Origin of the sequence: Collimonas pratensis, from assembly GCF_001584185.1 — a bacterium.
Lineage (GTDB): Bacteria > Pseudomonadota > Gammaproteobacteria > Burkholderiales > Burkholderiaceae_D > Collimonas > Collimonas pratensis.
Window position 1 is genome coordinate 686196 of the sequence record NZ_CP013234.1, and the last position, 26646, is coordinate 712841.

General features: G+C 62.3%; 24 protein-coding genes. 10 read left to right on the plus strand and 14 right to left on the minus strand.

All coding sequences use genetic code 11. From position 1 onward, the window contains the following. Positions 1–29: 29 nt before the first annotated feature. The 4 genes from CPter91_RS03135 to CPter91_RS03150 are packed head-to-tail and all read left to right on the plus strand — an operon-like array spanning position 30 to position 3619. A complete protein-coding gene (locus CPter91_RS03135) occupies positions 30–965 on the plus strand; it encodes a 4-hydroxyproline epimerase (RefSeq protein WP_061936810.1) in 936 nt (311 codons plus the stop codon). Further along, positions 962–2083 (plus strand): NAD(P)/FAD-dependent oxidoreductase, encoded by a 1122-nt coding sequence (locus tag CPter91_RS03140; protein WP_061936814.1) that lies wholly within the window; start codon positions 962–964, stop codon positions 2081–2083. The genes CPter91_RS03135 and CPter91_RS03140 overlap by 4 nt, the downstream gene beginning before the upstream one ends. Beyond that, positions 2076–2339 (plus strand): 2Fe-2S iron-sulfur cluster-binding protein, encoded by a 264-nt coding sequence (locus CPter91_RS03145; RefSeq protein WP_061936817.1) that lies wholly within the window; start codon positions 2076–2078, stop codon positions 2337–2339. Before CPter91_RS03140 ends, CPter91_RS03145 begins: the two co-directional genes overlap by 8 nt. Further along, positions 2339–3619, plus strand: a complete 1281-nt coding sequence (locus CPter91_RS03150) for an NAD(P)/FAD-dependent oxidoreductase (RefSeq protein WP_061945784.1) — start codon at positions 2339–2341, stop codon at positions 3617–3619. Before CPter91_RS03145 ends, CPter91_RS03150 begins: the two co-directional genes overlap by 1 nt. Here CPter91_RS03150 and CPter91_RS03155 read toward each other — a convergent pair whose 3' ends face one another. Then, positions 3620–4384 carry an AraC family transcriptional regulator gene (locus CPter91_RS03155; protein ID WP_061936820.1) on the minus strand — a complete coding sequence of 255 codons (765 nt, stop codon included), beginning with the start codon at positions 4382–4384 and terminating at the stop codon, positions 3620–3622. Positions 4385–4479: 95 nt separating this feature from the next. Further along, positions 4480–5604 carry a branched-chain amino acid ABC transporter substrate-binding protein gene (locus CPter91_RS03160; RefSeq protein WP_061936823.1) on the minus strand — a complete coding sequence of 375 codons (1125 nt, stop codon included), beginning with the start codon at positions 5602–5604 and terminating at the stop codon, positions 4480–4482. A 261-nt stretch (positions 5605–5865) separates the two neighbouring features. Here CPter91_RS03160 and CPter91_RS03165 point away from each other — a divergent pair, with 261 nt between their 5' ends. The 3 genes from CPter91_RS03165 (at position 5866) to CPter91_RS03175 (ending at position 9181) form a co-directional block, all read left to right on the plus strand. Next, positions 5866–6786: a dihydrodipicolinate synthase family protein gene (locus tag CPter91_RS03165; RefSeq protein WP_061936826.1), complete on the plus strand. Its 921-nt coding sequence runs from the start codon at positions 5866–5868 to the stop codon at positions 6784–6786. Positions 6787–6909: 123 nt separating this feature from the next. Beyond that, positions 6910–7584, plus strand: coding sequence for a GntR family transcriptional regulator (locus CPter91_RS03170; protein ID WP_061936829.1), 675 nt, complete (start codon positions 6910–6912; stop codon positions 7582–7584). A 22-nt stretch (positions 7585–7606) separates the two neighbouring features. Further along, entirely contained in the window at positions 7607–9181 is a 1575-nt protein-coding gene (locus tag CPter91_RS03175; protein WP_061936832.1) for an aldehyde dehydrogenase (NADP(+)), read from the plus strand. A 3-nt stretch (positions 9182–9184) separates the two neighbouring features. On the opposite strand, the gene CPter91_RS03180 is transcribed toward CPter91_RS03175, so the two are convergent. Next, positions 9185–10036 carry an MOSC domain-containing protein gene (locus CPter91_RS03180; RefSeq protein WP_061936835.1) on the minus strand — a complete coding sequence of 284 codons (852 nt, stop codon included), beginning with the start codon at positions 10034–10036 and terminating at the stop codon, positions 9185–9187. 146 nt (positions 10037–10182) lie between these two features. On the opposite strand from CPter91_RS03180, the gene CPter91_RS03185 reads away from it, so the two are divergent. Then, positions 10183–10998 carry a nitrilase-related carbon-nitrogen hydrolase gene (locus CPter91_RS03185; protein WP_061936838.1) on the plus strand — a complete coding sequence of 272 codons (816 nt, stop codon included), beginning with the start codon at positions 10183–10185 and terminating at the stop codon, positions 10996–10998. A gap of 10 nt (positions 10999–11008) precedes the next feature. Here the strand turns inward: CPter91_RS03185 and gcvA are convergent, their stop codons facing one another. Beyond that, entirely contained in the window at positions 11009–11905 is an 897-nt protein-coding gene (gene gcvA, locus CPter91_RS03190; protein ID WP_061936841.1) for a transcriptional regulator GcvA, read from the minus strand. 134 nt (positions 11906–12039) lie between these two features. On the opposite strand from gcvA, the gene CPter91_RS03195 reads away from it, so the two are divergent. Next, positions 12040–13269 carry an MFS transporter gene (locus tag CPter91_RS03195; RefSeq protein ID WP_082792571.1) on the plus strand — a complete coding sequence of 410 codons (1230 nt, stop codon included), beginning with the start codon at positions 12040–12042 and terminating at the stop codon, positions 13267–13269. Positions 13270–13732: 463 nt separating this feature from the next. Here CPter91_RS03195 and CPter91_RS03200 read toward each other — a convergent pair whose 3' ends face one another. The 8 genes from CPter91_RS03200 to CPter91_RS03235 form a co-directional block, all read right to left on the minus strand. After that, entirely contained in the window at positions 13733–14551 is an 819-nt protein-coding gene (locus tag CPter91_RS03200; protein ID WP_061936847.1) for a M55 family metallopeptidase, read from the minus strand. An 18-nt stretch (positions 14552–14569) separates the two neighbouring features. Beyond that, positions 14570–15616, minus strand: a complete 1047-nt coding sequence (locus tag CPter91_RS03205; RefSeq protein WP_061936850.1) for a DmpA family aminopeptidase — start codon at positions 15614–15616, stop codon at positions 14570–14572. Further along, positions 15616–16476: a glutathione ABC transporter permease GsiD gene (gene gsiD / locus CPter91_RS03210; RefSeq protein WP_061945786.1), complete on the minus strand. Its 861-nt coding sequence runs from the start codon at positions 16474–16476 to the stop codon at positions 15616–15618. Before gsiD ends, CPter91_RS03205 begins: the two co-directional genes overlap by 1 nt. Positions 16477–16541: 65 nt before the next feature. Then, on the minus strand, positions 16542–17462 hold the full coding sequence (gene gsiC / locus CPter91_RS03215) for a glutathione ABC transporter permease GsiC (RefSeq protein ID WP_061936853.1): 921 nt from the start codon (positions 17460–17462) through the stop codon (positions 16542–16544). A 265-nt stretch (positions 17463–17727) separates the two neighbouring features. Continuing rightward, positions 17728–19293, minus strand: coding sequence for a glutathione ABC transporter substrate-binding protein GsiB (gene gsiB, locus CPter91_RS03220; protein ID WP_061936856.1), 1566 nt, complete (start codon positions 19291–19293; stop codon positions 17728–17730). A 73-nt stretch (positions 19294–19366) separates the two neighbouring features. Continuing rightward, positions 19367–21223 carry a dipeptide ABC transporter ATP-binding protein gene (locus CPter91_RS03225; protein WP_061945788.1) on the minus strand — a complete coding sequence of 619 codons (1857 nt, stop codon included), beginning with the start codon at positions 21221–21223 and terminating at the stop codon, positions 19367–19369. Positions 21224–21252: 29 nt separating this feature from the next. Beyond that, positions 21253–22161 carry an isoaspartyl peptidase/L-asparaginase family protein gene (locus CPter91_RS03230; RefSeq protein ID WP_061945791.1) on the minus strand — a complete coding sequence of 303 codons (909 nt, stop codon included), beginning with the start codon at positions 22159–22161 and terminating at the stop codon, positions 21253–21255. A gap of 85 nt (positions 22162–22246) precedes the next feature. Further along, positions 22247–23200: a MurR/RpiR family transcriptional regulator gene (locus CPter91_RS03235; protein ID WP_061936859.1), complete on the minus strand. Its 954-nt coding sequence runs from the start codon at positions 23198–23200 to the stop codon at positions 22247–22249. Between the two features lie 335 nt (positions 23201–23535). Here CPter91_RS03235 and CPter91_RS03240 point away from each other — a divergent pair, with 335 nt between their 5' ends. Continuing rightward, positions 23536–24039, plus strand: a complete 504-nt coding sequence (locus CPter91_RS03240; RefSeq protein WP_061936862.1) for a cupin domain-containing protein — start codon at positions 23536–23538, stop codon at positions 24037–24039. A gap of 38 nt (positions 24040–24077) precedes the next feature. On the opposite strand, the gene CPter91_RS03245 is transcribed toward CPter91_RS03240, so the two are convergent. Beyond that, positions 24078–25355 (minus strand): dicarboxylate/amino acid:cation symporter, encoded by a 1278-nt coding sequence (locus tag CPter91_RS03245; protein WP_061936864.1) that lies wholly within the window; start codon positions 25353–25355, stop codon positions 24078–24080. A gap of 200 nt (positions 25356–25555) precedes the next feature. Continuing rightward, a complete protein-coding gene (locus CPter91_RS03250; protein WP_061936866.1) occupies positions 25556–26644 on the minus strand; it encodes a WD40/YVTN/BNR-like repeat-containing protein in 1089 nt (362 codons plus the stop codon). Positions 26645–26646: the final 2 nt, after the last annotated feature.

The window sequence follows — 26646 nt, forward strand, 5'->3', positions numbered from 1 at the left end:
GCGGCGTCCGCGCCGACTACGCTGTCGGTATGGAAAAAATCTCGATTCTCGATTCCCACACTGGCGGTGAACCCACCCGCCTGGTGCTGGCTGGCGGCCCCGATCTTGGCGAGGGGCCTTTGTCCGAACGGCTGCAGTTGCTGCGCTCGCGGCACGACCGCCTGCGTATCGCCACCGTGTGCGAGCCGCGCGGCTCCGACGTGCTGGTCGGCGCGCTGCTGTGCAAGCCGCAGGATCCGGCCTGCGCTGCCGGCGTCATCTTTTTCAATAACGTCGGCTACCTCGGCATGTGCGGCCACGGCACCATCGGGCTGATGGCGTCGCTGGCCTATCTCGGCCACATCGGCCCCGGCCGCTACCGCATCGAAACCCCGGTCGGCGTGGTCGAGACCGAGCTGCATGCCGACGCCAGCGTCACCGTGCACAATATCCCCGCCTATCGCCTGCGCCAAGACGTCGCCTTGCAAGTGCCCGGCTACGGCCGTGTGGTGGGCGATATCGCCTGGGGCGGCAACTGGTTTTTCCTGGTCGGCGAACATGGACTGGAAGTGCGGCAAGAAAATCTCGCCGCCCTCAGCGCTTTTGCCCAGGCCGTGCGCGCCGCGCTGGAACTGGCCGGCATCAGCGGCGCCGCCGGCGCGGCGATCGATCACGTCGAACTGTTCGGCCCGGCGCAGCAGGCCGGTAACCATAGCCGCAATTTCGTACTGTGTCCCGGCAACGCCTACGACCGCTCGCCCTGCGGCACCGGCACCAGCGCCAGGCTGGCTTGCCTGGCGGCTGACGGCAAGCTGGCCGAAGGCGCCATCTGGCGTCAGGAAAGCATTATCGGCAGCGTCTTCGAGGGGTCCTACCGGCGCCGCGGCGAACAGATCCTGCCAGCCATCCGCGGCACCGCACATGTCAACGCCGAGAGCAGCTTCATTTTTCACAAGGACGATCCGTTCGCCTGGGGCATTATTTGAGCATCGATGTCTTGATCGTCGGCGCCGGCATCATCGGCGCCGCCTGCGCCGATGCGCTGGCGGCCGAGGGGGTGGCGGTAACGGTAGTGGAACGCGAAGCGACCGGCTGCGGCGCCACGGCGGCCGGCATGGGGCATCTGGTGGTGATGGACGACAATCCGGCGGAGCTGGCGCTGACTGCCTATTCGCTAGAGCTATGGCGCCAGCTTGCCGGCGCCGATCCCGTGGCGCACGAATACAGCGGCTGCGGCACCTTGTGGATCGCCGCCGACGATGAAGAAATGGCGGCGGCACGCGCCAAGCAGATCACCTTGCAAGCGCACGGCATTGCCTGCGAAATGCTGGATGCGGCTGCCCTATACGCGCATGAACCGCAGTTGCGGCCTGGCCTGAGCGGCGGCTTGCGCGTCAGCGATGATGCCATCGTCTACCCGCCGAAAAGCGCCGCATTGCTGCTGGCGCGAGCGCAGCGTCGTGGCGCACAAGTGTGCAATGGGCAGGTGCAGGCGCTGACCGGCCACGGCGTGCTGCTGGCCGACGGCCGCGAACTGCGTGCCGACAAAGTGCTGGTGGCGAACGGCAGCGCGTCTGTGCAGCTGCTGCCTGAATTGCCGATCCGGCCGAAGAAAGGCCACATCGTCATCACTGACCGCTATCCGGGCCTGATCCGTCACCAGCTGGTCGAACTCGGTTATATCAAAAGCGCGCATGCCGCCAGCGGCGATTCGGTCGCCTTCAACCTGCAGCCGCGTCCGACCGGACAATTGCTGATCGGCTCTTCGCGCCAGTTCGATGTCACCGATAAGGCAGTCGAGCCGGCGATCCTGGCGCGCATGCTGGCGCACGCAGCCAGTTTTGTTCCGGCGCTAACGGATTTGCATGCCCTGCGCTGCTGGACCGGGCTACGCGCCGCCAGCAGCGATGGCTTGCCGCTGCTCGGACCACATCCATCAAGGCCGGATGTCTGGCTGGCGACCGGCCATGAAGGGCTGGGCATCACCACCTCGCTGGCTAGCGCCAAGCTGCTGGCGGCGCAGATGGCCGGCAGGCCGGCACCGATTCCGATAACGCCCTATCTGCCGGCACGCTTCCGGCAACTGAGACTGCAACATGGCTGAAGACGACATCGAAATATTCATCAACGGCAGCAGCGTCAAGGTCGGCGCCGGCTGCAGCGTGGCAGCCGCACTGGCCATGGCTAGCGCGCCGGGGATCACGCGGCGTTCGGTCAGCGGCATGCTGCGGGCCCCGTTGTGCGGCATGGGTATTTGCCAGGAGTGCCGGGTTAGCATAGACGGCCGCGTGCATCGGCTGGCTTGCCAGACTGAGTGTGCCGCCGGCATGCGGATAGTCACTGCACAGGCTGCGGCATGATGCACGTGAAATTCGACATCGTGATCGTCGGCGCCGGGCCGGCCGGACTGGCGGCGGCCAGAAGCGCGGCGCAATCCGGCGCGGCGGTGGCGCTGGTCGACGACAATTCGCGCGCCGGCGGCCAGATATGGCGCGGCGGGCCGCAGCACAGTACGCATCAGGCGAAAGAATTATGGGACGAATTGCAGCAGATGCCGAATGTGCAATGGTTCATGCAGAGCCGCGTAGTTGGCGCGGCTGGCGCAGCGCAATTGCTGCTGGAAACGCCGCAGCAGACTTTCACGCTGGCTTATCGCAAACTGATACTGGCAACCGGCGCGCGCGAACGGCTGTTGCCGTTTCCCGGCTGGACGCTGCCTGGCGTTACCGGCGCCGGCGGCTTGCAGGCGCTGGTCAAAGGCGGATATCCAGTGCGCGGCAAACGGATCGTGGTGGCCGGTTCGGGCCCCTTGCTGCTGGCGGTAGCCGCGACCTTGCGGCAGCAAGGTGCGCAGGTATTGTACATACTGGAGCAAAGCAGCTGGCGCAAGCTGGCCGGGTTTGCACTGCAGCTGGCGCGCACGCCTGCCAAATTGCGCCAGGCCTGGCAATTGCGCAGCCAGTTGGCCGGCGTGTCGTATCACGCTGACAGTTATGTGTTGCAGGCGCAGGGCGAGCAGCAGTTGCGCACCGTGCAGATGATGGTCGGCGGCCGGATCTTGAACGTGGAATGCGATTACCTGGCTTGCGGTTACGGTCTGTTGCCGAACACCGAGCTGGCGCAGACGCTCGGTTGCCGCATCGCCGACGGCGCGGTGCAGGTCGATGCGCAGCAGCGCAGCAACCTGCCGGATGTGTATTGTGCCGGCGAGGGCAGCGGCGTCGGCGGCGTTGACCTGGCGCTGGCGGAAGGACATATCGCCGGTCGCCATGCCGCTGGCGGCGTGGCTGAGCGCCGCTGGCTGGCGCAGCGCCGCAGTCAGCAGGCTTTCGCCAGGCGCCTGGAGAGCGCATTTTCCCTACGCCCTGAACTGCGCAACCTATGCGCTCCCGACACGCCGGTGTGCCGCTGTGAGGATGTCGCCTATAGCGCTCTGCAAGAGCACGCCAGCTGGCGCAGCGCCAAGCTGCATACGCGCTGCGGCATGGGGCCATGCCAGGGCCGGGTCTGCGGCGGCGCTACCGATTTCCTGTTTGGCTGGCAGCCGGATGCGGTGCGTTTGCCGATTTCGCCGGCGCGCGTTTCCAGCCTGATCGCTTTGGGCGGCGCTGCCGTTGAGGGAGACTCCGGCACGGGATAGTTATCCCGCTTGCAGCAACTGCCGATAGGCGCGCGGGGTAACCCCGACCGTCGCCTTGAACTGGCGCGTAAAAGCGCTGTGATCGTGATAGCCGCAGGCGGCGGCGATTTCGGTGATGCTCTGTTGTCCCGCAAGCAGCGCCGAAGCCGCATCCAGCCGGGTCTTGATAATCATCTGACGCGGATTCAGCGAAAAAATTCTTTGGAAATAGCGCTCCAGCTGCGCTACGGACAGCAGGGCTAGTTTGGCCAGCTCGCCTATCTGCAGGGGCTGGTCGTAATGGTCGTGGATGAAATGCGCGGCCGCGGCAACGCGTTTATATACCGGATGATTCTTGTCCGGCATCGCCAGGTCGCGCGAAATGCCCGCCATGCCGACGACGCCGCCAGCGTGATCGCGCAGCACGATCTTATGGGTGACGCACCAGCCCGGCGCGCGGTTTGGATAAAGATGCAATTCCAGCTGGTCGTGGATATCGACGCCGGTGCTAAGCACGCGCTGGTCTTGCTGGCGGTAGCTGGCGGCGAATTCAGGCGAAAAGATATCGCTCGCGGTGCGCCCGAGCAGGGCGGCTTTGTCGGCCAGGCCGCAGCGCGCCACCAGCGTGTGGTTGACCACCAGGTATTCGGCCCGCATGCCCTTGACGAAAAACACCACGTCCGGCAAGGCATCGAACAGCGCTTCGGCGAAAAATACATTGCCCAGCGCTGCCGCCAGCAGCTTGCGTTGGCTTGTGGTTGCGATCGGTGTGGTGGAGTGATTCATGCTGGCGGCGCGGCAGTAGAAGTTGTTTGCATCATACCCTTGTGGCTGGCGCCGACACCGTTCCTGCGGCGCCGGCTGCTGCGTAAAGCCAGGCTTCAATGAGCGGGAACAGCGACCGGTTCGCCGCCCTTGAACTGATAGATGGTGACCGGCGCATTCTTCAAGTCATGGCTGGCGTCGAATTCATAGTCGCCGACCACGCCCGCATACTTCATGGCTGCCAGCACCGGGCCGAATTTGGCCGGTTCGGTCGAGCCGGCTTTTTTCATGGCTTCGGCAATCATCAGCATGCCGTCGTAGAAGTAGGGGGCGTACGTGAGCGGCGCCTTGCCATAGGTCTTCTGGAAGTCGTTCAGGAAGGCTTTTTCGCCAGCCTTGTCGCCCAGCACGGTGCCGCCCTGTACGCAATACACCTTGTCGTTGACGGCGTCGCCGCCAAGCTTGCCGGTTTCGGCATTGCAGATGGCGTCGCCGCCCATCAGGACTACGTCCAGGCCGAGCTGCTTCATCTGGCGCTTCATGGCGGCCGCCTGGGCGAAGTAGCCGCCGTAGAAGATGGCGTCGACCTGCTTGCCCTTGATCGAGGTCAGGATGGCGCTGAACTCGCTCGCCTTGTCGTTGGTGAATTCACGGCTGACGATCTCGATCTGGCTGGCCTTGGCCGCTTTCAGGAAGGCGTCGGCGACGCCCTGGCCGTAAGCGGTGCGGTCATCGATGACTGCCACCTTTTTCAGCTTCAGCTGTCTGGCCGCATACACCGCCATGTTGCCGCCCAGCTGGCTGTCGTTGGGATCGAGCCGGAACACCTGTTCGTAGCCCTGCTGGGTGATGCGCGGGTTGGTGCCGACGGTAGCCATCACTACGCCGGCATCGTTATACACCTTGGAGGCTGGGATCGCTACGCCCGAGTTGTAGGGGCCGAGCACAGCCTTGACCTTGCTGTCCACCAGCTTCTGCGCCACCGCGACGCCGGCTTTCGGATCGCCCTGGTCGTCTTCGGTCAGCAGCTGGAAGCTCAGCACTTTGCCGGCGACTGTGAACTTGCTCCTGTTGAGTTGTTCAACCGCCATCTTGGCGCCGCTTTCATTATCTTTTCCTGCCGGCGCCTGCGGCCCGGTCAGCGGGCTGGTCAGACCGATTTTTACGACTTCCTGCGCTGCTGAGGCTGCGCTGAATACCACACTGCAGGCCAGGCAAATTGCTTTGACGGTAAAGCTCATTTTCTTCGCTCCTGAATAGTTTTCTTGGATTTGTACTGATCTGTGCAAGATCCATGCAGAGTTCTGCACAGTATTGGCGAGCCCGGCGGATGCTTCCGGCGCCGGCTTTTGCGTATCGTGTTTTTGCTCCCTTTTTCATGTGCAGGTTCTTCATTTAAATATATTGCAAATATATTTGCAAGATATTAGTATCGCTTTCATCGATCTTTTTCAACCCTGGTCGCCGCACCGGACTGATTCTTTTTCTTCAAGGAGCCACACATGCCGTCAGCAAAATGGGAAGGCGTATTCCCCGCCGTCACCACCAAGTTCAAGGAAAACGAAGACCTCGACCATGCCGAGATGGAAAAGCATTACGCTTTCCAGATTGACAGCGGCGTGCACGGCCTGGTGACCTGTGGCTCGCTGGGCGAAGCCAGCACGCTGTCGCTGGAGGAAAAACTGGAAGTCACGAAAATCGCCTTGTCGGTGGCTAACGGCCGCGTGCCAGTGCTGGCCAATGTCTCCGAGCTGCGCACCCGCGATGCCGTGCATTTTGCCGAGCGGGCCGCCAAGCTGGGCGTGCAAGGCTTGATGGTGATGCCGTCGGTGCTGTACGTGGCCGACGCCCGCGAAGCCAAGGACAACCTGCGCACCATCGCCAACGCCGCACAGTTGCCGGTCATGGTGTACAACAATCCGGTGGCCTATCGGGTCGACCTGACGCCGCAGGATTTCGTTGAACTGGCGGATTGCAAATGGCTGGTGGCGATCAAGGAATCGACCGACAACATCCGTCGCATCACCGACTTGCGCAATGCCCTCGGCAACCGCTACCAACTGTTCATGGGTGTGGACGACCTGGCGTTCGAAGCGCTGGCGATTGGCGCCGATGGCTTGCTGGCCGGCGTGGTGGTGGCCTTTCCGAAAGAAACGGTGGCGCTGTACACGCTGATGAAAGCCAAGCGCTACGAAGAGGCCCTCAAGTTGTACCAATGGATGACGCCGCTGCTGCATCTGGACGTCTCGACCAAGCTGGTGCAAAACCTCAAGCTGATCGAGGCCATGGCCGGCGTCGGCAATGAAATCGTGCGCCGTCCGCGGCAGCCGCTGGCGGGAGCCGAGCGCACCAGAGTCGCGGCCGTCATCCAGCATGCCATCGATACCCGCCCCGACCTGAGCCAGTTCAAGCTTGACCATTAAGCGTTCATTCGGCGTTCATTAGGCGTTCAATCCGCTGCGTGCGGCGGCCGGACTGCTATCATTTGATCTTGCCCGTGTAGGGAAGCAGTACGGGGTAAGCAGAATAGGGATAGCTAAAACACCATGGTCAGCAGTAAAAAAATTGAACGCAGCCTGCCGCCGCCTAAATTACGGGCGGCGGATATCGCCTACGACACGCTGGAAAACCTGATCGTCACGTTGCAGATCGCGCCCGGTGCGCCCATCGTCGAAGCCGACCTGGTGGAGATGACCGGACACGGCCGTACGCCCTTGCGCGAAGCCTTGATGCGTATGACTTCGAACGGCCTGATCGAGCAGATGCCGCGGCGCGGCTTGATCGTCAGCGATATCGAAGCGGCCGAGCACCTGACCCTGATCGAAACCCGGCGCGTGCTGGACCAGCTGATCGCGCAAAGCGCCGCGCGCAAGGCGACGCCGCAGCAGCGCAAGGATTTGCTGGCTTGCGCCAAGCGCATGGTGGCGGCAGCCAAGAAAGACGACCTCGGCGCATACATGCAGGCTGACCAGGAACTCGATCATGTGGTGCACGCGGCTTGCCGCAATCCGTCGGCAGTGGCGGCGGTGACGCCGCTGATCATCAAGTGCCGGCGCTTCTGGTATGCCTTCCAGCACGAGGGCGATATCGTCGAAGGCGCCAAATGCCATATGCAGATGGCGGCTTCGGTGGCCGACGGCGATCCACTGGAAGCGGTGAAAGGCGCCAGCGCCCTGATCGATTACCTGGAGCTGTTTGCGCGCAAGGTCATCGACAACTAAGAATTCATCACCACGAGAAATCATGCCCATCAGCGGACAATCCATCATCGGCAGCAGCCAGGCACATAGCCAGGGTGCTGTATTCCAGGCCTTCGACACAGTGCAGGGCAAACAGATAGAGCCTGATTTCCATAGCGCAGAGCCGCAAGATATCGAGCGCGCTTGCGCCTTGGCGCAAACCGCTTTCGACCTCTATCGCGCAACCGGGCAGGAAGCGCGGGCCGTTTTTCTGGAAACGATCGCCCAGCAAATTCTCGACATCGGCGACGAGCTGATCTTGCGCGCCATGGCGGAAAGCGGCTTGCCGCGCGCCCGCCTGGAAGGCGAGCGCGGCCGCACGGTGGGACAGCTGCGGCTGTTTGCCGCGGTGCTGCGCGAAGGTTCGTGGAACGATGCCCGCATCGACCCGGTCCTGCCTGAACGTTTGCCGCTGCCGCGGGTCGATCTGCGCCTGCGCAATATCGCCATCGGTCCGGTGGCAGTGTTCGGCGCCAGCAATTTTCCGCTGGCGTTTTCAGTGGCCGGCGGCGACACCGCTGCTGCGCTGGCGGCGGGCTGCCCGGTAGTAGTCAAAGCGCATCCGGCCCATCCGGGCACGTCGGAACTGGTCGGGCACGCCGTGCAGAAGGCGATTGCCGCCTGCAATCTGCCGGAGGGTGTGTTTTCGCTGTTGACCGGCATCGGCAATGCGCTGGGAACAGCGCTGGTTCAAAATCCGCGCATACAAGCGGTGGGCTTTACCGGTTCGCGACAGGGTGGTCTGGCCCTGATGCAAGTGGCGGCGGCGCGGCCGCAGCCGATCCCGGTGTATGCCGAAATGAGCAGCATCAATCCGGTTTATCTTCTACCGGCGGCGCTGGCTGCGCGCGCCGAAGCCATCGCCAAAGGTTTCGCCGATTCGGTCACGCTGGGGGCGGGGCAGTTCTGCACTAATCCAGGACTGGTGCTGGGCCTGGCCGGCGCCGACTTCGACCGCTTTGCACAACTGGCCGGCGCCGAACTGATGCAGCGAAGCGCGGCGGCCATGCTGACCACCGGCATTCATGCGGCTTATAAGCAAGGCGTAGCGACGCTGGCGGCGCAGGATGATGTCAGGCAGCTGGCGCGGGGAGTCGCTGCCGACGGCTACCGCGCGGTACCGGCTTTGTTCGTCACCAGCGGAGCGGCCTTCCTGGCGAATCCGCTGTTGAGCGCGGAAATATTCGGACCGGTCTCCTTGCTGGTGGCATGCGCTAATGAGGCGGAGCTATTGCAAGTCAGCGAACAGCTGGAAGGGCAGCTGACCGTCACTTTGCAAATGGACGATGATGACAAGGCGCTTGTGCGCAGCCTGTTGCCCGTACTGGAGCGCAAGGCCGGCCGCATCCTGGCCAATGGCTTTCCTACCGGGGTTGAGGTATCGCATGCGATGGTGCATGGCGGGCCATTCCCGGCGACCTCGGACAGCCGCAGCACATCGGTCGGCAGTGCGGCGATCTACCGCTTCCTGCGCCCGGTGTCCTACCAGAACCTGGCCCAGGACTTGTTGCCGGCTGCGCTGCAGGACGCCAATCCACTGGCCATCTGGCAGCGGCGCGACGGCCGACTGGAAAAATAAGCTTCAGAAATCCAGTTCAAGCGTGATTTTCTGGCCGACGCGCAGGATTTTGCCGGCGCCGTCCTGCAAGATGGCATTGACGCCAAAGGTGGGGGCGCCGTCGACGCGCGGATTGCTGCGATAGGCCTGCAGGATATCCATGGGATCGGGGCCGAATTCACCGGTAGCCTGGTCGACCGAAGGCATGGGGCAGCGCGTGCAAGGCTTGACTAGCTGCAGGCGCAGCGGGCCGGCTTCGATAGTCGCGGCAAAATCCTCTTCAAATGCATCCACGCCATCGATCACGATATTCGGACGATAGCGATTCATCGGCACTGCGGCACGGCCCTGGGCTTGCAGCTTCTGGTTCAAGTCATCCAGCGATCCCTGGGAAATCACGAGCATTGGAAAGCCGTCGGGGAAGCGCGTCGGCACATCCGCATCGTCCGTCCATTTCTTGCTGGCCAGCCGCTTGACGGCGGGATCGAAGCGCACCAGCCGGCAAGGCTGGCCGAGCACCTGCGAGAACCAGCGGCCGGCTTCGTCGCCGCAATCGTGTGCGTCAAGCCGGTCGTCCCAGATGGTGACTGCGATGGCTGCCGTCAACCCGGCGGTCAGTGGCGCAGTCGAGATTTCCAGCGGCGCCATGCCTGGCGCCTGCACGATGAGACCGCCCGCCTGCAGATGCGGCACGATCAGCGCCATGAGCGGATGACTACGCTGCGTTACAAACAGACCATCGCTGTCGACCAGCATCCATTCCCTGTCGTGGACGTTGTTGTGGCTCAAGCCAGAGGTGGAGACGATCGCGGTTTGCAGCGAAATTCCGGCGCAAGATTTAATCGGATACAGCGTCAAGGTGGAAATGGTTGGCATGGTGTTTCATTCTATCCGGAAGTCGGGTGTGATCGTGTTGGCTGAGACGGTGCAACTGTGTGCATGCGGCACCATGCTATGCTAGCGGCGAATGATCATATTGGCAACAAATCCATTAGCCGGCGATCATTGCAAAGGAGAATCCAGTGAGCGACGATCAGCAGAATGCGGCCATGGTGGCTGGCTTTTTTCAGTTTCCGGTCGCGTTTGCTGATCTGGAGCGGAATATGCAAATCATCCAGCAGGCGCTGGCGCAGGCGTCGTTTGATCTGCTGGTGCTGCCGGAAATGTGTTCCACCGGTTATATGTTCGATTCGCGTGAGCACTTGCTACCCTATGGTGAGTCGGCGGAGGATGGTGTGTTTGTCGAATTCCTGCTGGCGCTGTCGGCACAGAAGCAGGCGACGCTGATCGCCGGCATGGTGGAGCGCAGCGGCGATGCCTTGTACAACACAGCGGTAGTGCTCAGCCGCGGCAAGCACCTGGGCAAGCAGCGCAAATGCCATCTCAGCAAGCTGGAGAAAAAACTGTTCGACGCCGGCAGCAGTTTGCAATGTTTTGACGATGGCAACTGCCGCTTCGGGGTACTGACCTGCTTCGATCTGTGGATACCGGAAGCGGCCCGTGTCCTGGCCAGGGACGGCGCTCAGCTATTCTGTTGTCCAGCCAACTATGGGGGGCCTTGGACCACAGGGCTGGTGCGTACGCGCGCCATGGAGAACGGCAGCTACCTGATTTGCTGCAACCGCAGCGGACGCGAAGCTGGTGTCGATTTCCAGGCACATTTCCGCGGCGAGAGCCAGATCCTCGGACGCATGGGTGAGGTGCTGCTGGCGGCGCAGGAAGAAACCTTGCTCGGCCTGCAAGCCATCTATCCCACCGACGCCGCCATCAAAAGCAATGTCATGTGCGACGATCTCATGGCCGAAGCGCGCCGCTACCATTTGCACGGGCCGCAGTGAACGGCGCCACTCATGCCGCCAGCGGCGACAGTATGGCGCCCAGCCAGGCCTGGAACTCTGCCACGGCCTCCGCCTTGCCGGTATCGAAGGGCGAGACCGCGAAATAACTGCCGCGCGCCGGCGCCGTGATGTCGAACAGGCGCACCAGGCGGCCGCTGGCCAGATGATTGTGCACCAGGCAGCTGCGTGCCAGCGCGATGCCTTGGTCGGCCGCGGCGGCGTCCAGCAGATGCATGGGGTCGTCGTAGACCGGTCCGCTCTGCGGCTCGCCGTGCTGGATGCCGGCCGCGGCAAACCACGGCTCCCAGCCGCCATGATGGGCAAAGCGCAGCAAGGGATGGCGCGGCAGGTCTTGCGGCGTGAGGTCCGGATGGCTGGCGGCGAACGTCGGGCTGCACACCGGAAAAATGACTTCCTTGAGCAGGCGTTCGTAGCGATGATTCTTGTTACCGGCGCGGCCGTACCAGATGGCGACATCGGCATGGCTGAAATCCAGCTCGCTCAGTTCGTGGCTGCTGCGCAGGCTGATATTGATATGCGGGTGCTGCTGGTGGAACGCCGCCAGGCGCGGCACCAGCCAGGCGCTGGCGAACGAGGGCGGCACGCTGACACGCAGGACTTGCACAGCGCGCCCGGTTTCGGCTCTGCTTATGTGCAGGGCGCGGTCGAGCGTCGTCAGCGCCTGCCGTATTTCTCCCGCCAGCAAACGGCCGCTGTCGGTCAGTATCATCTGCCGGCCTGCGCGCTGGAACAGTTTGCGTCCGGTGCGCTGCTCCAGGGCGCGGATCTGGTGGCTGATGGCGCTATGGGTCAGGCTCAGTTCCTCGCCGGCGCGGGTGTAGTTGCCGAGGCGGGCGGCGGCTTCAAAGGCGCGCAGTGTCTGGGTGGGCGGCAGGTGTTCAAACATGGGGGCGGGGGCTTAGGCGGCGAATTCTGATTAATCGGTTAATTCTATTCACATATAAGGATAAAACACTTCGTTGGCCTTCGCACGGCTTGCTCTCTACTATCGACATATTCTGTTCCTATTAGTGATCTGCCATGAAACTCGCTACCCGTGTGTTCCTGATATTTTCTTCGGGCTATTTTATTTCCTACCTGGCGCGCGGCATCAATTTGCCGCTGGCGCCGTTGCTCAGCAGCGAACTTGGCCTGTCGCCGGCGCAGCTGGGCTTGCTGACCAGCTTGTATTTCTTTGCTTTTGCCGCTTGCCAGCTGCCGTTGGGGCTGCTGCTGGACCGCTTCGGCCCGCGCCGGGTGCTGGCCTGCCTGCTGCTGGTGGCGGCGACCGGCGCGCTGGTATCGGCCAATGCGCATGGCTTCAGCAGTCTGCTGGTCGGCCGCCTATTGCTGGGGATTGGTACGTCGGCGTGCCTGATGGCCGGTCTGAAGGCGATCGTGGCCTGGTTTCCGCACGATCACCTGCCGTTGATGAACGGCGCCATCTATGCGATTGGCGGTTTGGGGGCTGTGGCTACCGGTACCCCGATTGCCTGGGCGCTCGGGGTGACTACCTGGCGCGTGCTGTTTGCGGTGGTGGCTGGCTTGATCTTGGTGATCGTGCTGGCGCTGTTCACGCTGGTGCCGGAGAAGGATGAGCAGCATCCGAAAACTACGCTGAGGGCGCAGTTGCGCGACATCGGTGGGATTTTCCGCAGTCCGGTGTTCTGGCGTACGGCGCCGTTCGTGATGGCTAGCCAGGGCGTGTTTCTTGGGGTGCAGGGTTTGTGGGCGGGGCCTTACATGCGGGATGTGGGTGGTTTGGCTGCGAGTGCGGCGGCGAATATCGTGGCGCTGGTGGGTTTGGCGATGGTGCTGGGGGCGGTGGGTTCGGGCTGGCTGGCGCGGCGTTTGCAGCAGCGGGGGATTTCTTTGCATGTGACGGCGGGGGCGGGGATGTGGTTGTTCATGCTGGCGCAGTTGTTGATTTTGCTTGAGGTGGCGTTGCCGGGCTGGTTGTTGTGGGGGATGTATGGGGTGTTCGGGACGTCTGGGGTGTTGTCGTATGCGGCGTTGGTGCGGGAGTTTCCGGCGCATCTTGCGGGGCGGGTCAGTACTGGTTTGACCTTGGCGATTTTTGCGGGGGCGTTTGTGGTGCAGTATGGCTTTGGCTTGTTGCTGAATGCGTGGCCGCATGATGGCGGGGGTTATGCGGTGGTGGCGCATCGGGCATCGTGGATGATTGCGCTGGCAGTGCAACTGGCCGCAGGCGCCTGGTTTTGCCGCCCGTTGCGAACCACGGTTGCACTAGCTGCCAAGCAACCGACCTAGTACCGCTGGTCGCATATCCACTACCGCAGTCAAATGGGGTCAGAGTTTTTTTTCGCGGGCTTTTGCGAAAATTACTCTGACCCCATTTGACGTTCTACGGAGTGAGTGCGGTGGCATGCTAAGAACGGTCTGTGGCTTGATAACACTGTCGCTACTCCGTGGAAGCTTGCCGGGGGTAGCCCGGCAGCTAGTTACTTTTTCTTGCTTCGCCAAGAAAAAGTAACCAAAAAGAAGGCGACCGCACAGCCGTTGCCCGCCTTCGGCGGGTCCCCAAATGAGACGGATGCCAGTCGGATGGGACACAAACTCGCTTCGCTCAAATATGTGTCCCATAATTCCCGACTGGCACCCGTCTCATTTGGCAACGTCAGCATGCGGGGTACTTCAAAAGCAACCCCAACTTCAAAAGCAACGACAACGACAACGGCAACGTCAACTTCAAAAACAGCTGCAACTTCAAAAGTCAGCGCAGCATGAAGGACATGGCTGACATGCTGTTCAGGATGCGCACCGCATACTGGACGGATGGCGCCGAGAACGTCAGGTTGACGCCGTCGACTCTTTCCACCACCGGCAGCAGGCAGAACAGGTCGGCCAGCGCCGGGCTGTTGGTTTGCAGCTTGCAGGTGATGGTGGGCTGAAGGATAAAGGGACTGCAGTCGGCCAGTTTGCCGACTGCCGCCTTGGCGCCTGCGCCCAGTGCGGCCAGGGCGCTCTGCGGCGACAGCGATGTGCCGCTGGCGGCGCCTTCCGCGGTCTTGACGCTGACCAGCGTGGCTTGGGGGAACAGCGGCTGGTTCTCGGCCACGAAGACATTGTCGCCGCTGCCGAAAATCACCGGCACGCCGAACTCGCCGGCCAGCGCGCCATAGATGCCGGCTTCTCCCAGCTCCAGGCCGTTGAGCCAGATGCGGGCAAAGGAAAAGCCGTTGATGGTGTGCGCCAAAATGCCCCGGCTTTGCGCGCGGCCGTGGTAGCCGACCATCATCACGCCGTCGACGCCACTGTCGACGCCGCTCATCATGCTCAGCAGGCGCGGCTTGCCGAGAATTTGGCTGGCGGCAGGATGCAGCAGGTCGGGCAGCAGGTTGCGGAAGCCGCCGTGCGAATCGTTCACCAGGATCTCGCTGGCGCCGCCGGCCAGTGCGCCTTCAATCACGGCATTGGCTTCGGCCGTCATCAGGCGTCGCGCACGTTCGTATTCGGGATTGCCGGCGCGGGTTTGCTCCACGTTAAAAACGCCGGCAACGCCTTCAATATCAACGGAAATCAGTATCTTCATGGTCTTTTTTGGGGGAATCTAGGTCGGCAGCCGGGCTGCCAGGTCGGATAAGGAGAGCCGCTGATGGCCGTCGCGGCCATTGACGGTTACGGCGGCGAACAGGGCGTTGACGATGGCTTGCTCGGTGCTGTCGGCCACCGCTTCAAACAGCGGGTCGAGCAGGCTGTCATGCAGGCATGCCGTCTGGCGCAAGGCTTCCTGCGGGCGATAGGGTATGGTCTGGGCAGTGGAAAACGCCAGCGCCAGGTCGCCGCTGCCGTGGCCGTAGATCGAGCCGGTACGGCCCAGGCCGATGCCGCAGCGGGTCGCCAGCCGTCCCAGCTGGCGTGCATCCAGCGGCGCATCGGTGGCGATGATCATGATGATGGAACCCATCTCAGGCGCCTCGCCAGGCGGCTGGCGCAGCGCCAGCAGTTGCGGGCCGAGTTGTTGTCCAAGCTGCCGGCCAGCCAGGGTCAGGGCCGGCAGCTTGCCGAAATTGGACAGCACCAGCGCGCCCACGCAGTACTGCTTGCCGCCGATCTTGGCATAGCGCGATGCGGAACCGATGCCGCCCTTGAGATCGAAGCTGGACATGCCGCGGCCGGCGCCGACTGCGCCTTGGGCAAATTCGGCTGCCGCGCTGTCCAGCGCCTGCCGATAGTGCGAGGCCGTGACCGCCATGGCCTGGATATCGTTCAGGTAACCGTCATTGCATTCGAACACCAGCGGATTGATGGTAGGATCGCTGCGGCCGATTTCCGGATTGCTGTCGATGGCGGAGCGGATCTGCGCGGTTGCCACGGCGCCGACCGAGAGCGTATTGGTCAGCGCGATAGGCGTCTCCAGCACGCCCAGTTCCTGCAGCTGCAGCAGGCCGATGCTTTTGCCGAAGCCGTTGAATACGGTCGCTGCCGCCGGTAGCTTGTCGCGGAATGGATCGCCACCGTGCGGCCGGATTACCGTCACGCCGGTCTGGATCGCATCCTGCGTCAGCGTGGCGTGGCCAACCGTGACACCGGCAACATCGCTGATGGCATTGAGCGGGCCCGACGGCAATCTGCCGATGTGGGGTAAGGTCAGCATCAGCGGCGGTCGATCTTCGGATCCAGGGCGTCGCGCAAGCCGTCGCCGAGGAGATTGAACGCCAGCACGGTCAGGAAGATCGCCAGGCTGGGGAAAATTGCAATATGCGGCGCTGTCATCATGTCGGAGCGCGCTTCGTTCAGCATCGCGCCCCATTCCGGCATCGGCGGCTGTGCGCCCATGCCGAGGAAGGAGAGGCCGGCGGCAGTGATGATGGAAGTGCCGATACGCATGGTGAAATACACCACCACGCCGGAAATCGTGCCGGGGAAAATATGGCGCAGGATGATGGTGAAGTCGTTGGCGCCAATGCTGCGCACCGCTTCGATGAAGGTCAGGTGCTTCAGCGCCAGAGTGTTGCCGCGCACCAGGCGGGCGAAAGTCGGGATGCTGAAGATCGCCACGGCAAAGATCACGTTGCTCATGCCGCTGCCGAGGATCGCCACGATGCCGATCGCCAGCAAGATGCCGGGGAAGGCGAACAGGACGTCGCAGATGCGCATGATGATGCGGTCGGCCCAGCCTTCGTAATAGCCGGCGACCAGGCCGGCCAGGGTGCCGATCACGGCGCCTACCGCCACCGAGAGGAAACCGGCGGTCAGCGAAATCCGCGTGCCCATCAGGATGCGGCTGAAAATGTCGCGCCCCAGCGAATCGACCCCGAACCAGTGCGCCAGCGACGGCGCGGCGTTGAGGGCGTCATAGTCGAAATAGTTTTCGGCGTCGTAAGGCGCTATCCAGGGCGCGGCGATCGCCACCACGATCAGGAACAGCACGAAGCAACCGGCGGCGACCGCCAGGTGCTGCTTCTTGAACTTGCGCCAGAACTCGCTCCAGGGCGTACGTACGCTGCTCGGCAGCGGTGCGGCCGAGGTTGCTGCAGGCGTGGCTGCGACAGGATTGGATGGCGTCGACACGGGCGGCCTCACTTGTAACGGATGCTAGGGTTGATGACGGCGTACAGCACGTCAACTACCAGGTTGATGAAAATGAATTCCAGCGAGAACAGCAGGATCTCGGCCTGGATGATCGGGTAATCGCGCATTTCGACAGCGTCGATCAGCAAGCGCCCCATGCCCGGCCAGTTGAATACTTTCTCCACCAGGATGGAGCCGCCCAGCAGGAAGCCGAACTGCAGGCCCATCATGGTCACCACCGGAATCAGTGAATTGCGCAGGCAGTGCTTGAGCACCACCACGGTTTCCGACAAGCCTTTGGCGCGCGCGGTGCGCACAAAATCCTCATGCAGGATTTCCACGAAGGAGGAGCGGGTAAAGCGCGCCATCACGGCGGCTACCGCGGCGCCCAGCGCCAGCGACGGCAGGATATAGTGGCGCCAGCTGTCGGCGCCGATGGTCGGCAGCCAGCCCAGTTTGACGGAGAACAGTTCCATCAGCAGCATGCCCAGCGCAAACGATGGAAAGGAAATACCCGATACGGCCAGCGTCATGCCGAGCCGGTCCGGCCACTGGTTGCGCCAGACGGCGGAAGCAATGCCAATGACCAGGCCGAACAGCACCGCCCATACCATGCTGGTGATGGTGAGCCAGAAGGTGGGCCAGAAGCGTTCTGCAATCTCAGTGCTGACCGGGCGCTTGCTGCTCAGGGAGATGCCGAAATCGCCACGCAGGGCCTTGCTGAAATAGTTGACGAACTGCTGCGGCAGCGGCTTGTCCAGGCCCAGGTCCTTGCGGATCAGTTCCACGGTCTGCTGATCAGCCTCGGGGCCGGCCACCAGCCGGGCCGGATCGCCCGGCAGCAGATGGACAAACAGGAACACCACCACTGCGACGATCAGCAAGGTTGGTATCAGGCCCATCAGGCGTTTTAGTACGTAAGGAAACATGGCATGCTCTGGTTGACTGCTCGGTTGTTACGGAATGCAGGCCGGGCAGCAACAGCCCGGCCTGCGGGTACTACCAGTGATTACTTACTTGCTTGTTCAGACGTCTCTGTGGATAAAGGAGAAGGCTATCGCGCGTGGCTTGCCAAGAAGTAGGGTGGGCACGCTTTTGTGCCCACGCGGATACTGCCACAGCGTGGGCACAAAAGCGTGCCCACCCTACACACCGATGCATTTTCTGCACCCACAGAAAAGCCTGATGAATCATTTATTTCAACTCGATTTCATCGAAGTTGAACGAACCGTCAGGCATGACATACACGCCTTTCAGGTTCTTGCTACGCGCATACAGCAGCTTTTCCGTCACCAGGAAAGCCCAAGGCGCGTCTTTCCAGATTTCCGTCTGCGCGTCTTTGTAGAGCGTGGTCTTCTCCGCGCGGTCGGTGGTGGTCAGGGCCTTGGCGATATCGGCGTCGACCTTGTCGCTCTTGTAGTAAGCGGTATTGAACAGCTTGGGCGGGAACGACTCCGACGCCAGCAGGGGACGCAGGCCCCAGTCGGCTTCACCGGTCGAGGACGACCAGCCGGTGTAGTAGATGCGGACCGGCGCATTGGCAGGAACCGGCGCGCTTTCCACTTTCTCGACCCGTTGGCCGGCTTCCAGCGCCGTTACCTTGGCCTTGATGCCGACCTGCGCCAGCTGCTGCTGCACGAACTGGATGACTTTCTGTGCGGTGGTGTTGTTATAGGCCGACCACAATTCGGTTTCAAAACCGTTCGGATAGCCCGCTTCCGTCAGCAACTGCTTGGCTTTCTTCGGATCGTAAGGCCATGGCCCGGTCTTCAATGCATAGTCGACGCCCTGCGGCAGCACGCCATCCTGCGGCATGGCGTAGCCGGCGAAGGCGACCTTGACCAGCGCGTCCTTGTTGATCGCGTAATTGATCGCTTGCCGCACCTTCGGATTGTCGAAAGGTTTTTGCAGCATATTCATCGAGAGGTAGCGCTGGATGATGGAGGGCGACGAAATCAGGTCCAGGTTCGGTTTGCTTTTCAGCAGTTCGGCTTGCTCGTAAGGGAGTGGGAAGGCAAACTGCGCCTCGCCGGTTTGCATGACGGCGCTGCGGGTATTGTTGTCGACCACCGGCTTCCAGGTGATGCTGTCGACCTTCGGATAGCCCTTTTTCCAGTAGCCGTCGAATTTCACGACTTTCATGTAGTCGGTCTGCTTCCATTCGACAAACTTGAACGGGCCGGTGCCGACCGGATGAAAGCCGATGTCCTTGTTGCCATACTGTTTCAGCGCGGTCGGTGAAATCATCGCCGCGGAAGAGTGCGCCAGCGTGTTGATGAATGGCGAGAACGGTTCTTTCAAGGTGATCTTGACTTCGTAGTCGTTGACTACGTCAATCTTGGCGATGCGGTTGAACAGGTTGAAGCGCTTGAGCTTGTTGTCCGGATTGATGACGCGTTCCAGGTTGACCTTGACGGCGTCTGCCTTGAAATCGGTGCCGTCCTGGAACTTGACGCCCTTGCGCAAGCGGATGGTGTACAGCAGGCCGTCCTTGCTGACTTCATAGCCGTCCGCCAGCACATTGACCAGTTTCAAGTCTTTGTCGAAGCCGAACAAACCTTGGTAGAAGGACTTGATCGCGGCTTGCGACAGGGTGTCGTTGCTGTCGTAAGGATCGAGCGTGGTGAAGGTCGAAGCGACCGCCAGCGTGACGTCCTTGGCGGCGAAAGCGTGGCCGGCGGCGAATTGCGCCGTCAGTGCAACTGCGGTGCTGGCGACGATCTTGCCGAAATGATTACCGAAGTGTCGAGTAGTGCGCATGTGTTACTCCCCTGGATCAAAAAGTCATTGAAGACAAACAAACAGATAAAGCAAAGAAACGCTTATTTATGACTTAATAAGCGCTGGAAATCCGGTGCATCGCCACGAAGTGTCCCGGTCCGACCTGTTTCAGCGGCTCGACGACGGGCAGGTCGCCGACATCGCGGATCGGACTCGGAATTTCGCCTGCCAGCACTTCGCGCTGGCGATGGCGCTGGTTAGGATCGGCCACCGGCACTGCCGCCATCAGCTTCTTGGTATACGGATGCTGCGGGTTTTCAAAGATGGCGCGGCGCGGACCGATCTCGACGATCTGTCCCAGGTACATCACGGCGACGCGGTGGCTGATGCGTTCCACCACCGCCATGTCGTGCGAGATGAAGATGAAGGAAATGCCCAGCTCGCGCTGCAGGTCCAGCATCAGGTTGACGATTTGCGCCTGGATAGACACGTCCAGCGCCGATACCGATTCGTCGGCAATCACGATTTTCGGATTCAGCGCCAGTGCGCGGGCTATGCAGATGCGCTGGCGCTGGCCGCCGGAGAATTCGTGCGGGTAGCGCTGCGCATGTTCCGGCAGCAGGCCGACCCGTTCCAGCAAGGCGGCGACTTTTTCCTGTGCGCCTTCGGCCATGCCATGCACCAGCAGCGGTTCCATGATCGAATAGCCGACCGTCAGGCGCGGATCGAGCGAGGCAAACGGATCCTGGAAAATGAACTGGATTTCACGCCGCAGCGAACGCAGTTCGGAACGCGGCAGCTTGGCCAGGTCGCGTCCGCCGAATTCGACGCTGCCGCTAGTGATGTCGACCAATCGCAGCAGCGAGCGACCGGTGGTCGATTTGCCGCAGCCCGATTCACCCACCAGCGCCAGCGTCTCGCCCGAATACAGGTCGAAGCTGATTTGCTCCACCGCATGCACGCGTTGCTTGACGCGGCTGAAGACGCCGCTCTTGACGTCGAAGCGGGTGGTCAGCTTGCGCACTTTCAGCAGCGGCTGCTGTTGCGGATCCGAACCAGGGATGCTATGGATGATTTTTGCTGCGGCGGCCATTTCCGGCGTGATCACTGCGCCGGCAATGGCGATCCGTTCTGGCTGGTCGGTGCCGTGCATGGCGCCCAGCCGCGGCACCGCCGCCAGCAAGGCCTGGGTGTAAGGATGCTGCGGCGCTTCAAAGATGGCGTGCACGTTGTTTTCTTCAACCTTCTCGCCGCGGCACATGACCACCACGCGGTCAGCGATTTCCGCCACCACGCCCATATCGTGGGTGATGAAGATCACCGCCATCTGCATTTCATCCTGCAGTGTACGGATCAGTTGCAGGATCTGCGCCTGTATCGTCACGTCGAGCGCGGTGGTTGGCTCGTCGGCAATCAGCAGCGACGGCTTGCAGGACAGCGCCATGGCGATCATCACGCGCTGGCGCATACCGCCGGACAGCTGGTGCGGATGGCGGTCCAGCAGGCGGCGCGCTTCCGGAATGCGGACGATTTCCAGCATGCGCAAGGCTTCGGCGCGGGCCTCGGCCATGCTCTTGCCCTGGTGCAGGCGGATCGATTCGGCGATCTGCTCGCCGACCGTGAAGACCGGGTTGAGCGAGGTCATCGGCTCCTGGAAAATCATGGCGATTTCCGAACCGCGGATATGCCGCATGGTGTTCTGGCCGGCTGTGGCGAGATCGATGATGCTGCCGTCGCGGCGCTGGAAATCCATGCGTGCGCCAGTGATGCGGCCGCCGCCGTAGTCGATCAGGCGCATGATGGCTTGCGACGACACCGATTTGCCGGAACCCGATTCGCCGACGATGGCCAGCGTCTCGCCGGCATCGATATGGAAGGACAGATTGCGTACCGCTTCCACCTTGCGCTCGGAGGTGGTGAAGCCGACACTCATCTGCTCTACCGTCAGCACCCGGCGGCCTGTTAGCATGTTCATATGATCGCTTTCCGTGGCTGGCTTCATTTGTAAATGGCGGTGACCACAGGCGCGCCGACCCTGGCGTAGCCGCGATACATGCCTTCGGTATTGAACGGCAGCGCCATGTTGCCTTCGGCATCGATGGCGATCAGGCCGCCGCGGCCCTGGTAACGCGGCAGCAGATCCATCACGACGTGCTGCGCGGCGTCCTGCAGCGACTGTCCGGCGTACTCCATGCGCGCCGAAATATCGTAGGCGGCTACCGTACGCATGAACGCCTCGCCGGTGCCGGTCGCGGAAATCGCGGCGCTGCGGTTGTTGGCATAGCAGCCGGCGCCGATCAGCGGCGAATCGCCGACGCGGCCGACGCGCTTGTTGGTGATGCCGCCGGTGGAAGTGGCGGCAGCCAGGTTGCCGTGCAGGTCGAGGGCTACCGCGCCGACCGTGCCGAACTTGTTGTCCGGATCGATTGGGGCGATTTCTGTAGCGGCCTGGCTGGCGGCGTCGTGGTCGAGTAGCAGCATGCCTTCCTGCTTGCGCGCACGCAGCCATTGCGCGTGGCGCGCTTCGGTATGAAAGTATTCGGGTTCGACCAGTTCGGCGCCATGTTGGGCGACGAATTCTTCCGCGCCGGCGCCTACCAGCAAGATGTGTTCGCTGTGTTCCATCACGGCGCGTGCCGCCAGTATCGGGTTGCGCACGTGGGCAACATTGGCGACCGCACCGGCGCCGAGCGTGGCGCCATCCATGATCGCGGCGTCTAGTTCATGCGTGCCGGCGTGGGTGTAGACCGCACCCTTGCCGGCGTTGAACAGCGGGCAGTCTTCCAGCATGCTGACTGCCTTGGCGACGGCGTCCAGTGCGCTGCCGCCGGCAGCCAGGATGGCCTGGCCGGCGTTCAGGATCTCGCTCAGGGCATCGTGATAGGCCTTTTCCTGCGCGCTGTTCATGGCGCTGCGCAAGATGGTGCCGGCGCCGCCGTGGATGGCGATGACGGCTTTGCTGTCTGATGACGTAGATGAGGAAGTAGACACGTTATTTCGCTTTCGCTGCAGATTTGATGATGGCGGTTTTGCTGTTCTTGTTCTTTGGCGTGCTGATGCCGTCGGCGTGATAGAGCCAGGGCAGCACCGCCTCGGTCATTTTCGAGGCGGCGTGCACCGAACGGTTGGCGCGATGCGCGACGGCGTCGCACACTGCCTGGATCAGGGACAGCGCGGCGGCGTCCGAGGTCGGCGACAACTGTCTTTCGGTTTGCGCATACAAGGTGACATCCGCCAGCGGCACCAGCGGCGAGGTCGGGCTGTCGGTAAATGCCAGCACTTGGGCGGCGCGCTCCTTGGCGCGGGTGGCCAGCGTGACGGTATCGGTGACATAGCGCGGGTAAGCCAGTGCGATCACCAGGTCGCGCTGGTCCAGCTTGAAGAACTGGCGGCTGGCTTGCGACGGGCCGCCGGGGCCGGCCACCGACTGCACCGTGCGGCAATACGGTTCCAGCGCATGGGCCATGATGCCGGCTAAAAAGGCGCTGGCGCCGAAGCCGAGGATGAAGATGCGTTCCGCATTCAGGATCATCCTGACGGCCTGGTCACACTGGGCGGGAGACAGGGCGCGGCGGGTGGCTTCCAGGTTTTGCATGTCGGCGCTGAGCGCGGCGGCGACGATTTCAGCGCTGCTGGCGGGACGCTGTACCTGGTCGCGCAGTTTTTCCACCGGCGCCAGGGAAGAAGCAAAGTCCAGCACCAGCGCGGCGCGGAAGGCCGGGTAGCCGTCGAACGAGAGCGCATGGGCGAAGCGGTTGGCGGTCGCCAGGGAGATGCCGACCACGTCGGCCAGTTCGTCGATGGTCATGGTGGCGGCGCGAAACACGTTCGCCAGGACGTAGTCAGCCGCCTTGCGATGCGCTTTCGAGAGCTCCGGATAGGCCTTGCCTATACGTGCGGCAACTGCACTTTCGCGTTGCCATGCTGTGACTGCGGCGTGTTGCACTGGCTATCCCCGGTGATTGTTTTTTATAATTTGTGTAAATATATTTTCATTTTCTCTGCAAGTAAAGGAAATTTATTTTCTTTTTTTGGATGTGTATTTTGTAGCATCGAATCTGTGCGCATGTGGTGCAGGCACAGCCCGCAGCTGTTGCAGGAATGCGGCTTTGCACCATTTTTGTTATGCGTTTGTCCGCAATGGTGCGCCTGGATCTGGCTGAAGAAAAGAGGGAATTTTGTCGGTGGCAGGCGCGTAGTGGCGATGGCAACGCAGAGATAGTTGCTTGCGTGTATTCTTCTTGGCACGCGTCTCGCGGCACAATTTATTCGGAGAAAAGAATGACTGAGAAAGTAGAAAGCTTGCGTCAGCACCTGATCCGCAACTTCAATACCGTCCCCACCACGCACGACCTGCGTGCGCCTTTATATGATTCGCTTTGCGCGCGCCTGGCGACCGGCACGGCGGCGCAGAAACTGGGCGCCAGCATCGATACCGTAGCGCCCGGCAAAATATCCTGCCCGTATCACTTCCATTACGCGCAAGAGGAAATGTTCATCATCCTGGAGGGCAGCGGTTCGCTGCGGGTGGCGGGAGAAATGCTGCCGCTGGTCAGCGGCGACATCATCTTCATCCCGCCCGGCCCGGAGTATCCGCACCAGATCGTGAATACCTCGGACCAGCCTTTGAAATATTTATCGGTCAGCACCAGGGAACAGCCCGAGGTATGCGAATACCCAGATTCCGGCAAGTTCCTGGCGACCGCGTCCGCCGGCGGCGAACGGGTCTTCGATGTGATCCAACGCGCTAAGAACGATCTGGACTATTGGGATGGCGAACCTTAAAAAATTCGCAGGGTGGGCAGCGCGCCTACCCTGCCGGATCAGGCAGCGGCGTTGCTGTTCTGGTCCAGGCCGACATCGCTGTTGGCCGCATTGTAGATGTCCAGGTCGAGCAAGCCTTCTTCCTTGGCCACCAGCACCGGCACCAGCATCTGCCCGGTGACGTTGGTCATGGTGCGCATCATGTCGAGGATGCGGTCGATCGCCACCAGGTAGCCGATGCCTTCCAGCGGCAGACCGGCCGAGCTCAGCACCAGCGTCACCATCACGATCGCCGTGCCGGGCACGCCGGCGGTGCCGAATGAGCCGAGCACGGAAGCCAGCATGATGATGAAATACTGCGACATGTCCAGGTGCAGGCCGAAATACTGCGCCACGAAAATCGAAGCGATGGCCGGGTAGATGGCGCCACAGCCGTCCATCTTGATGCTGGCGCCGAGCGGCACCGCGAACGCGGCATATTCCTGCTTGACGCCGAGGTTATGCACCACGCTGCGCAGGGCGATCGGCATGGAGGCAAAACTGGACGAGCTGGTGAACGCCACTTGCATGGCCGGGAAGGCGCCGCGGAAAAAGCGGATCGGATTCAAGCGGTGCGTCAGCAGCAGGCCGCCGTACACCACTACGATATGCAGCGCGCAAGCCAGGTACAGAGTGAAGACGAAATTCCCTAGCGGCAGCAGGCGCTCGAAACCGTAGGAGCCGACTAGCGCGGCGATCAGGCCGAAGGTGCCGAGCGGTGTCATTTCCAGCACGAAGCGAGTGATCTGGATCATGGCGCTGCTGGCTTCGCCCATCAGTTCGCGCACCTGCTTGACCTTGTCGCCCAGCTTGACCAGCGCCATGCCGAGCAGGGCGGCGAAGAAGATCACTTGCAGGATCTTCCCTTCGGACAGCGCCTTGAACGGATTTGACGGCACCACGTCCAGCAATACCTGGATCGGAGTCGGCACTTCGCGCACGGTGTAATCGGCAGCGATAGCCAGCTGGCCGAGGTTCTGGCCGGGATTGGTGAAGCTGGCGACGGCCAGGCCGACGCCGACCGCCAGCACGGCGGTGATGGCGAACCAGAGGAAGGTCTTGCCGCCCAGCGCCGCCACGCTCTTCATTCCATGCAGGCTGGAGATGCTGTTGGTGACGGCAAAAAACACCAGTGGCACGGCGATCATCTTGATTAGCGTGACATACAGCTTGCCGAGCGGGCCGAACCAGGTTTCGGCCGGGGCGCCGACCAGCCAGCCGGCCAGCGCGCCCAGCAGGAAGCCGCCCAGTACGCGTTGCCAAAAGGGGATGCGGAACCAGAGAGAGAAAATGTTCATAGAGTAGTCACGGGAATATCGGCGCTGCGGGTCTTGCTGCAGCGCGTGGGGTAAACGGTGAGGTGACATGCCTTAAAACACGGCATGGACCGGATGACCCGAGAGTATCGGTGTTGGTAAGGATTGCGTCCAATATTTTTTCGCATTATCTATATGCCGGATTGTTCTATTGACATCTGAATTGCATCATAGATAATTTTTCATTGGAAGCACACGGCGTACACCGGCGGCATGCTGCTGGAAATGGTGCGCCAGCTGTCGCCGCCGTTTTCCGACAGCCAGACGCCGCCGGTAGTGGAAGCCATCAGCAGGGTGCGGCCATCGTCGGCTACCGCCAGGCCGTGCCGGTAGACCAGATCGTAGCAATGCTGCTGCGGCAGGCCGGCGCGCAGGGCGGTGAAGGTCCGGCCGCCGTCGGTAGTGCGGGTAACGGTGAGGGCGGCGTCGGTGGGGATGCGGGTCTGGTCCGCCAGCGCCGGTGCAAACCAGGCGGTATCACCTTCGGCCGGATGGACTGCCACCGCGAAGCCGAAGGTCGACAAGGGCGCGGCGCTGACTTCCTGCCAGTCGGCGCCGAAGTTGGCGGAGCGCCAGATGCCGTTATGATGCTGGCACCACAGCTGATCGGGGGTATCCCTGGCGCCGACAATGCGGTGCGGGTCTTGCACGTTCTGGTCGTCGCCGCGTTCCGGCGGCAAGTAGCTGGCGCGCATGCCGCGGGCGCTCAAGCTCCAGCTGGCGCCGCCGTCATGCGTGACCCAGGCGCCGCCGCAAGAGATGCCGACCAGCACATGGCGGCTGTCGCGCGGATCGACGCAGATGCTATGGATACCGGGGACGTCGTAGCCGCCGCCGAACCATTCGCTGCGCTCCGGCGCATCCCAAAGCGAGTGCATCAGGGTCCAGGAAGCGCCGCGGTCAGCCGAGCGGAACAGGCCGCCCGGCAAGGTGCCGGCCCAGATTACGCCGGGTTCATCGGCGCCGCCGCAGGCCAGCGACCAGATGAACCTGACCGTCCAGTCGACCGGATCGGTGCAGTCTTCCGGCTTGAGGGGATAGGCCGGTGCGGCGATTTCCGTCCATTGCGCGGCGCCGGCATCCTTGCGATGCAGCTTGACGCCGAAATGGCCAAGATTCAGGGCGGCGTACACGGCGCCGTCGCGCGGGTCGGCCAGCACCATGGATACCGGTTCGCCGAGGAAGGCGATCGGCCCCAGCGACCAGCGGCCATTCTGCTGCTGCAGTTCAAACAGTCCTTTGCGGCTGGCGATCCAGGCCCGTTCAGTCATGG

Excerpts from the sequence above, each read along its gene's own strand:
- CPter91_RS03135 (WP_061936810.1), top strand. The coding sequence starts at position 30 with ATGGAAAAAATCTCGATTCTCGATTCCCACACTGGCGGTGAACCCACC.
- CPter91_RS03145 (WP_061936817.1), top strand. The coding sequence starts at position 2,076 with ATGGCTGAAGACGACATCGAAATATTCATCAACGGCAGCAGCGTCAAG.
- CPter91_RS03150 (WP_061945784.1), top strand. The coding sequence starts at position 2,339 with ATGCACGTGAAATTCGACATCGTGATCGTCGGCGCCGGGCCGGCCGGA.
- CPter91_RS03155 (WP_061936820.1), bottom strand. The coding sequence starts at position 4,384 with ATGAATCACTCCACCACACCGATCGCAACCACAAGCCAACGCAAGCTG.
- CPter91_RS03160 (WP_061936823.1), bottom strand. The coding sequence starts at position 5,604 with ATGAGCTTTACCGTCAAAGCAATTTGCCTGGCCTGCAGTGTGGTATTC.
- CPter91_RS03165 (WP_061936826.1), top strand. The coding sequence starts at position 5,866 with ATGCCGTCAGCAAAATGGGAAGGCGTATTCCCCGCCGTCACCACCAAG.
- CPter91_RS03170 (WP_061936829.1), top strand. The coding sequence starts at position 6,910 with ATGGTCAGCAGTAAAAAAATTGAACGCAGCCTGCCGCCGCCTAAATTA.
- CPter91_RS03175 (WP_061936832.1), top strand. The coding sequence starts at position 7,607 with ATGCCCATCAGCGGACAATCCATCATCGGCAGCAGCCAGGCACATAGC.
- CPter91_RS03180 (WP_061936835.1), bottom strand. The coding sequence starts at position 10,036 with ATGCCAACCATTTCCACCTTGACGCTGTATCCGATTAAATCTTGCGCC.
- gcvA (WP_061936841.1), bottom strand. The coding sequence starts at position 11,905 with ATGTTTGAACACCTGCCGCCCACCCAGACACTGCGCGCCTTTGAAGCC.
- CPter91_RS03195 (WP_082792571.1), top strand. The coding sequence starts at position 12,040 with ATGAAACTCGCTACCCGTGTGTTCCTGATATTTTCTTCGGGCTATTTT.
- CPter91_RS03200 (WP_061936847.1), bottom strand. The coding sequence starts at position 14,551 with ATGAAGATACTGATTTCCGTTGATATTGAAGGCGTTGCCGGCGTTTTT.
- CPter91_RS03205 (WP_061936850.1), bottom strand. The coding sequence starts at position 15,616 with ATGCTGACCTTACCCCACATCGGCAGATTGCCGTCGGGCCCGCTCAAT.
- gsiC (WP_061936853.1), bottom strand. The coding sequence starts at position 17,462 with ATGTTTCCTTACGTACTAAAACGCCTGATGGGCCTGATACCAACCTTG.
- gsiB (WP_061936856.1), bottom strand. The coding sequence starts at position 19,293 with ATGCGCACTACTCGACACTTCGGTAATCATTTCGGCAAGATCGTCGCC.
- CPter91_RS03225 (WP_061945788.1), bottom strand. The coding sequence starts at position 21,223 with ATGCTAACAGGCCGCCGGGTGCTGACGGTAGAGCAGATGAGTGTCGGC.
- CPter91_RS03230 (WP_061945791.1), bottom strand. The coding sequence starts at position 22,161 with ATGAACAGCGCGCAGGAAAAGGCCTATCACGATGCCCTGAGCGAGATC.
- CPter91_RS03240 (WP_061936862.1), top strand. The coding sequence starts at position 23,536 with ATGACTGAGAAAGTAGAAAGCTTGCGTCAGCACCTGATCCGCAACTTC.
- CPter91_RS03245 (WP_061936864.1), bottom strand. The coding sequence starts at position 25,355 with ATGAACATTTTCTCTCTCTGGTTCCGCATCCCCTTTTGGCAACGCGTA.
- CPter91_RS03250 (WP_061936866.1), bottom strand. The coding sequence starts at position 26,644 with ATGACTGAACGGGCCTGGATCGCCAGCCGCAAAGGACTGTTTGAACTG.